Raw genomic sequence first — 6,899 nt, forward strand, 5'->3', positions numbered from 1 at the left:
AGTAATCATCCACAAATTTCACGGTGGCTTGGGCTGGACGTGGTTCTGTCATAGGTAAATTCTGGCTTTGAACCGTTTTAGCCTATTATCCTCTCCCTAAAGTGACAAAAGAGCGATAAATAATCCTGTTGGGTTCATTTCCGGTAATCTGCATCATGCTTCTGGGTATGTACACGATTTAATTAACTTAGTTAATCTTTATCAGCAACATTTTCCCGATCCACCTGCCGAGATTGAAGAGGAAGCTGAGACAATCGAGCTGGATTATCTGATGGAAGATTTGCCAAAATTGCTCACTTCGATGCAAGTAGGGACTGACCGAATTCGAGAGATCATGCAATCGTTACGGAACTTCTCGCGGATTGACGAAGCCACCGGAAAACCTGCGGACATCCACGCTGGGTTAGAAAGCACGTTGATGATTCTACAGCATCGTCTAAAAGCGAACGCGGAGCGTCCGGCAATTGAGCTGGTGAAAGAGTATGGTGAGTTGCCGTTAGTGGAATGTTACGCCGGACAACTTAACCAGGTGTTTATGAATATTATGGCGAATGCAATTGATGCAATCGATGAGGTAATGAGTAAGAAGATACGGGGAATCGATAATCGACCCGAAAGTGCGAATTACCCCTTGCCAAAGATTCGGATTCACACGGAAGTAATCAATGGTGAAAAAGTAGCGATTCAGATTGCTGACAATGGACCGGGAATGCCGGAAAAAGTTCGGCAACGTCTGTTTGAACCCTTCTTTACAACGAAGCCGGTAGGCAAGGGGACGGGGCTAGGTTTATCCATTAGCTATCAGATTGTCGTAGATAAACATGGTGGGCAATTGAGCTGTATCTCAGCGCCAGGAGAAGGGACGAAGTTTATGATTGAGATTCCGCTCAAGGCAGCCCTCTCAAAAGTGTTATAGGGGCAGGAAACGCCCAAAGCTTGAGTGTCTAGAAGCGTCACCCAAGATTCTTGTTTTGTGGCGTAGATGAAAAATGGCGATGGGCGCGATCGCTCACGCGAAGAGTCCGTCTTTGGCGGAGCTTTTTGCCATCAAGGAAGGTAAACTCCTGAAAGACTATCCAAAAGCTTATGATTTTAAAGGTTTACCCTGGGTTTCTGATTGCTGTGCTTTTAGGACTCATCGGGTTAGGGCTGGGACTGCTTCAGGAGCGGGTGGAACTCAATTGGGTAAAGTTAGATGCTTCGTTGCTCTCAAAAACGAATGCTTCACTGCGGGAAAATCCTCCCGGCGCGGGAAAGTTGCCGAATTCTACACCAGTTGCCTCACCTACAGACGATCGACAAATCCCGCTCATTACGACTCGTCAAGGGCCTTTACGGGTGACGAATCAAACGGAGTATCCGTTACGGCTGGCGTTGCTGACTTATCAGCCACCAACGACATCTTATGGAGAGCCAGCACACTGGGATTTTGCCCCAGGAGAAGGGGGAAGCCAGGGCGTGACTTTATCGCTGCCTGGAGGGGATTTGCAGCTAAAAAAGGGGGATATTCTGGTGGCATTTGCCCAAGATGGTTCCCGCCGGTATTGGGGACCGTATGTTGTGGGTGAGACGCCTCTGCCTGTCTGGAATGCTCAGGTGTCGGAATGGCAACTGGTTTTGCAATCTTAGGTCGTAGATAGTCGGGGGTCATTCGTTTATAGTCAGCAGTTAGAAGTCAGTTGTTTTTTCTTCTCTACGGACGAATTACCCATGACTTCTTATCAATTACCCATTCACCAATGGCAATTTAGGGAACTCATAGGTTTTGCCAGAGTCAGGAAGTGCTGCTGGGTAGGTGGGAGTCATGACATCTTGCAATGAGTGCGCTGGCGTCGCATTTCCAGCTAGATTAAGGTCTGGGAAAATGCCTTTTGAGGTTGCCCATTACTGACGGACGGTTCGGGGGTTCATGAAATTTAGGGTTGAGCGAACGGTTAGAAGTTGGTGGAAATCTTGGGAGAAGCATCCCAGCAGGCTGGCGGGTCTATCGATTCTGTGGGTGCTGGTGGTTTGCTGGCTGGCTTTTGTGTGGAATTTAGGGAATATCGGTCTGGTTGATGAAACTGAGCCGCTGTTTGCTGAAGCTGCCCGCCAGATGACGGTGACGGGAGATTGGATTACACCGTATTTTAACGGGGAGACGCGCTTTGATAAGCCGCCGTTAGTTTACTGGCTGATGGCGATCGCTTATAAACTGATTGGCGTTAATGAATGGGCGGTGCGATTGCCTTCGGCGCTGTCTGCGATCGCTGTGACGGGATTAGGCTTCTATACGTTACGCTACTATGGGCTTCCTTCTCCGAGTGCGGTGACGGGGCAAGCTAGGGATGGGATGATAACGCAGCGTCAGTTGTGGCTATCGGCTTTGCTGGGTGCGGCTGCGATCGCTCTAAATCCAGAAATGATTGTCTGGGGACGCACAGGCGTCTCTGATATGCTGCTAACCGGCTGCGTGGGTTGTGCGCTACTTTCTTTTTTTCTTGGCTATGTCAACACCAACCAACCCGCGATCCAAACTCGTTGGTATCTCGCTTTCTACGTGCTAGTTGCCTTGGCAATCTTGACGAAAGGGCCGGTCGGCATTGTCTTACCCGTTCTGATTATTGGGGCTTTTCTACTTTACCTGGGCAAGGCTCAGGAAGTGTTGCGGGAGATGTTTCCGATTCGGGGCTTGGCACTGGTGTTGGTTTTGGCAGTGCCTTGGTATGTTTTGGTGATTTTGCGGAACGGCGAAAACTACGTTAATAAGTTTTTTGGTTATCACAACTTGGAACGCTTCACAGGCGTTGTTAATCACCACTGGGCACCCTGGTATTTTTACTTCCTAGTGGTGCTGCTGGGTTTTGCGCCTTGGTCGATTTATTTGCCGGTAGCGATCGCCCGTCTCCGCTTTTGGCAGCCCGGCAAATGGCGGGACTCCCCCCGTTCTACTCATTTAGGTTTATTTGCTCTGTTTTGGTTTGCCGGGATCTTTGGCTTCTTCACCGTTGCGGTGACAAAACTCCCCAGCTATGTGCTGCCTTTAATGCCAGCAGCAGGAATTTTGGTGGCACTTTTGTTCAGCGACCAATTGAGGACTGGGGTGAAAGGACTGAGAACTGAGGAAGAAGTCGGTAGTTCAGAATTAGCAGTTAACCAGCCGGAAGGAGAATTCCCCACTCAGTCCTCAGTCCTCAGTCCTCAGCCCTCATTCCTCCGTCCTTTGTTTTGGAGTGGCGTTGTCAATGTGGTGTTTTTATCAGTTCTGGCAGGTGCGCTTCTATACAGCCCAAACTTCTTAGGATATGACCCTGCCGTGCCCGATCTGCGCCAAATGGTTCAACGATCTGGTTTGACGGTGTGGGGAGGCATCATCTGGGGGGCAACCGCTATTTGGACAGGGCTGTTGCTGCTGAAACGACGGCGGTGGCGTTGGCTGTGGACTTCAAATCTAATCGGATTTATGGCTTTTATCATCTTTGTGGTAACGCCTGCCTACTTCATGATGGATCGAGCACGTCAGATGCCGCTGCGGGAATTATCGGCACGGATCGCCCAAGTCCAGCAGCCAGGGGAAGCCATATTAATGATTGGTTTCAAAAAACCGAGTGTCGTATTTTACACGCAGCGCCCGGTGAATTACTTTGCCAAAGTTAGCTCGGCAATGGAATACATTGAAGCGATCGCGGCGACTCAACCCAAGCCACCTTCGGTATTGATTTTGACTGAGCCTAAATATTTAGAGAACACAAAAATACAGCCCAAGGAGTACCAAAATTTAGGCAAAGCCGGTGCTTATCAACTCATTCGGTTGTCAAAACAAATCGTCGCCAGTGTCCAGCATCGACACTCTAGCTAAATGCTAAATTGTTAAACTGCCGCAGCTTGCAGTCATATCAAGCCTGGATAATTGCCCGTGATTAGAACACCTCACGCGCAATCCCTCTGTCTTTTCGCTTAGGGGTTGGGGGTGGAGAGGGCAGGAAATGCAGTGGTTCGGCAATGCTTGTTCGGCAAGCCGACTGGAATATTAGGTGAATAAAATTTCTGGTGGCATCATGATGAAATTCGGCGTTTTGGCACGACTGAGTTTGAAAGGATGAAAGCACCATCTTCAGGAAAAAGGAAAAATTTTTGGCATCAGTGCCGATTGCCGGTTGTTGGTTGCCTAATTTGTAGCCTAATTTTCCTTTGGCTTTTGCTAGCGATGCCGGTGCTCGCTGAAGATTTACCATCGCCGTCACCCGTCACAATAGAAACGCTGCGACAGATGCAGCAACAACTAGATCGGCAGCGGTCTAATTATTCTAAAGAACGCGATCGCTTATCAAAACTCCAAAAAGCCGCGAAGGGACAACTCAGCGGCTTGCAGCAAAACCTGGAATTAACAGGTACCCAGCTTAATGACTACCAGTACCAATTACAAAGAGCCACTCAGGAATTAAAGACGTTACAAGAGGATCTGGCGATCGCGGAACGCTCTTATCAACAAAAGCAAGCCGCCACAGTTGCCCGTTTGCGTTTCCTGCAACGCCAGCAACTCTCTCACCAAGGATGGGGAATCCTGCTTTCTAGCCAAAATCTCAGTCAATTTTCCGACCGGCGTCGCCAGATCAAATTGGTGTTTCAAGCCGACCAACAAATCTTGAAAAACTTGAAGGCGGAAGCTGACCAAATCGATCGCCAAAAAACCGAGATCGAACAGCAGAAAAACCAAATTGCTCTGATTACCCAGCAATTGCTGGCACAAAAAGCCGAATTTGAAGCTCAGACACAGGCTCAGCAGCAGCTCATTCAACGCTTGAATACCAACCGGCAAGCCTTAGAAGCCGCCGAGAACGTTTTAGCAGAGGATTCCGCAGGGATTAGCACTCTCATTCAAAAACGAGTTGCAGAAGCGAAGGCAAAAAGAGAAAGAGAAGCGGCAGCGAGCAAAGCGATTCTTCGCGGTCGCGACATTATTCGCGGATCGGGTATTTTCAGCTACCCCAGCGATGCGGGAATTACAAGCAATTTTGGTTGGCGAGTCCACCCGATTCTGGGCTACCGCCGTTTCCATTCTGGTCTTGACTTTGGGGGAAGTTATGGCAGCACGATCCGCGCCGCCAACAGCGGAGAGGTAATTTTTGCCGGATGGTATGGAGGTTACGGGAAGGCGGTAATTATCGACCACGGCAATGGCATCACCACCTTATACGGTCACGCCAGCGAAATCTATGTTTCGGAAGGACAATCCGTAAGCCGAGGAGATGCGATCGCGGCAGTTGGTTCTACTGGCTTTTCTACGGGACCCCATCTTCACTTTGAAGTCCGTAAAAATGGCACACCTGTAGACCCGATTACCTTCCTTTAGGCTCATGAAAACCGACTCGTATCAGCCCTAAACTGGACAATTATCCGGGAATTTAACGGCAAACAATCAGATATTCTTAGTTTTATTGCGCGAGTAGTCTATTTCAACCAAACAAGTGTCAATCTCTTTCTCGAATCCTTCTAAAATCAGCAATTTTCAGAAAGCACTGAATGTCATCGTCGTCGCCATGCCTGTGGTGGGATTTATCGCTGCGACCCTGGCTATCATCTTCTGGGAACGTGGGGTCCAGCCGCTGGATCTGAGTCTACTCGTAGGGATGTACGCCCTGACTTTCTTTGGCATCACTGTGGGGTATCACAGGTTTTTCACCCATCGTGCCTTTCAGGCAGGGGCATTTGTACGGGCTTTTTTAGCGATCGCTGGCTGCATGGCAGGTCAAGGCCCAGTCGCCAGCTGGGTGAGCCACCATCGCTGTCATCACCTCTACTCAGATACTCAACAAGACTTCCACTCACCAAATATTCACGGAGAAGGGTTTTGGGGAGTTGTTCAAGGCTTTTGGCACGCCCATACTGGCTGGCTGCTAAACGTCGATTGGACGCCCCCATACCCCTATGTCTCGGATCTCAATCGTGACAAAGTTGTCCAAAAAATCGACCAGCTCTACATCCTTTGGGTGCTACTTTCTCTGTTAATTCCGACGCTTCTGGGTGGAGTCTTAACCGGGTCGTGGTCAGGAGCATTAAGAGGCTTAATCTGGGGAGGAGGTATCCGGATTTTCCTCTTGCATCAATTTACTTTTAGCGTCAACTCAGTCTGCCACCTTTGGGGAAAACGCCAATTTCCTACAGACGATCAAAGTAAAAACAACCTTTTCGTCGCCATCATGACCCTCGGTGAAGGATGGCACAATAACCACCATGCTTTCCAGCACTCGGCAAGGTTTGGACTCAGATGGTGGCAACTTGATTTCGGTTGGTTGGGTATCCTCGCCCTCAATCGCTTAGGGCTTGTCTGGAATGTCAAAGTTCCATCCTCAAGCGAAATCGAACTGAAAAGCATCACTTCTTCAGTTGGATAGTGAGTGAATTTGATCCATTAGCCGCTGAAAGCATCTCATTTTGATATAAAACGCCTGGACTAACTCAAAAATGTTGTTAGGCGTTGTTAGAAAGCGTTACACCCTGATATCCGAAAATTTCCTAGGGGCACGGCATTGCCGTGCCCCTACTTTTAGTGGAGATTACCTGCCTCTACAAATTAGGTTTATAGGGGTTTTCACTCTTAGTGCAATATAAAGAACCTTACCCGCAACCCCTCTCCGTGAACGGAGAGGGAATATTGAATCCCTCCCGGAAAAGCGGGCAGCAGGGTGGTTTCATACAAAAAAAGAAAAAACTTTCTGGAGTTGGTTAGCTAAAGCCCGTTGTGCCTGTGGGATAGTGCGGAAACCAAGATATCTGGCAATAGTGATAAAAAAGTTGTGTAATATTGCCCAATTGACCGGAGCATTCCCGCCCCGTCGTAATGGAAAGTCCTCAGCGAAGGTAACATCCTTGACCCAATGCAGCCGGTTTTCAATCCCCCAGTGTCCCTGAGTGGCGCG

Annotated in this window: 6 protein-coding genes and 1 pseudogene; 5 read left to right on the forward strand and 2 right to left on the reverse strand. The window is 48.9% G+C overall.

The features are described from left to right. Nucleotides 1–271 precede the first annotated feature (271 nt). The 3 genes from H6F50_RS01555 (at nt 272) to H6F50_RS01565 (ending at nt 3,838) form a co-directional block, all read left to right on the forward strand. Entirely contained in the window at nt 272–916 is a 645-nt protein-coding gene (locus H6F50_RS01555) for an ATP-binding protein (RefSeq protein WP_347277125.1), read from the forward strand. Nucleotides 917–1,086: 170 nt separating this feature from the next. Continuing rightward, nucleotides 1,087–1,629, forward strand: coding sequence for a hypothetical protein (locus H6F50_RS01560; RefSeq protein WP_190425580.1), 543 nt, complete (start codon nt 1,087–1,089; stop codon nt 1,627–1,629). A gap of 280 nt (nt 1,630–1,909) precedes the next feature. After that, nucleotides 1,910–3,838: a glycosyltransferase family 39 protein gene (locus tag H6F50_RS01565; RefSeq protein ID WP_190425583.1), complete on the forward strand. Its 1,929-nt coding sequence runs from the start codon at nt 1,910–1,912 to the stop codon at nt 3,836–3,838. Nucleotides 3,839–3,899: 61 nt separating this feature from the next. Here H6F50_RS01565 and H6F50_RS26835 read toward each other — a convergent pair whose 3' ends face one another. Then, entirely contained in the window at nt 3,900–4,214 is a 315-nt protein-coding gene (locus H6F50_RS26835; RefSeq protein WP_242028855.1) for a hypothetical protein, read from the reverse strand. On the opposite strand from H6F50_RS26835, the gene H6F50_RS01570 reads away from it, so the two are divergent. Both H6F50_RS01570 and H6F50_RS01575 read left to right on the forward strand, forming a co-directional pair. Continuing rightward, nucleotides 4,187–5,332 carry a M23 family metallopeptidase gene (locus H6F50_RS01570; RefSeq protein ID WP_242028856.1) on the forward strand — a complete coding sequence of 382 codons (1,146 nt, stop codon included), beginning with the start codon at nt 4,187–4,189 and terminating at the stop codon, nt 5,330–5,332. The two genes, H6F50_RS26835 and H6F50_RS01570, sit on opposite strands and share 28 nt — an antisense overlap. 115 nt (nt 5,333–5,447) lie before the next feature. After that, entirely contained in the window at nt 5,448–6,374 is a 927-nt protein-coding gene (locus tag H6F50_RS01575; protein ID WP_190425588.1) for an acyl-CoA desaturase, read from the forward strand. Between the two features lie 399 nt (nt 6,375–6,773). Here H6F50_RS01575 and H6F50_RS26840 read toward each other — a convergent pair. Further along, nucleotides 6,774–6,899: pseudogene (locus H6F50_RS26840) on the reverse strand (ISAs1 family transposase); the annotation flags it as partial.

The organism is Coleofasciculus sp. FACHB-712 (assembly GCF_014695635.1).
Classification (GTDB): domain Bacteria; phylum Cyanobacteriota; class Cyanobacteriia; order Cyanobacteriales; family FACHB-T130; genus FACHB-T130.